1 protein-coding gene is annotated in these 615 nt (G+C 61.3%); it reads right to left on the bottom strand.

Annotated elements, in window-relative coordinates; translation table 11 throughout:
• A partial coding sequence (locus tag TNMX_RS10645) for a zinc ribbon domain-containing protein (RefSeq protein WP_038031999.1) occupies positions 1-615 on the bottom strand: 615 nt, incomplete at both ends.

Here is a 615-nt window from a genome sequence, read left to right as displayed (position 1 = left end):
CCCTTTTCGGGGTGAAGGTGATGACGGACTCCTCCGGAGAACTTCTCCGGAGAAGGTTTCTGGCCGCGTTCACCTGGGCGTTGCCCCTGTGCCCACAAGCCTGGCAGACAAAGGTCTGGGTATCCCTGCGGTTCCTGGGGTCCACGTACCCGCACCGTGAGCACGCTTGGGAGGAGTACGCGGGATTTACCTCCACCACCTTGATCCCGTAAAGCTCCCCGAGCCGGGCCAGTTTCTCCTTCAGGTAGCGCCTCCCGAAGTTGGAGAGAAGACGGTTCATCCGGCGGGAAAGCTCGGGAGAACGCAGGTCCAGTCTTTCCACCACCAGCACCGCGGGTGCGTGCAGTGCCACCAGCCGGTTGAGAAGGCGGTTCACCTCGTTTTTCAGGAATCCCCGGAGTCTTCTCATCGCTTCCCGGTACTCGGGTACCTGGGAGAGCTTTCGGCCTTCCCTTTGTGCTCTTTTGGCTATGGTTTGGATCTCGGTATCGTAGGCGGCAAGAAGGCGCAGGAAACCCCGGCCCAGGAGGTCCCCGCGATCCGTGGCGATAAGGGGGGAAAGCCCGATATCCACCGCCAGGCGTTCAGTCCTGGGAGTGTAAGGCTTAGGGCTCA

This window comes from Thermus sp. NMX2.A1 (genome assembly GCF_000511705.1).
Taxonomy (GTDB): Bacteria; Deinococcota; Deinococci; order Deinococcales; family Thermaceae; genus Thermus; species Thermus scotoductus.
Note: the sequence above shows the minus strand (reverse complement) of the source record. Positions and strands in the feature narration are given on the sequence as shown.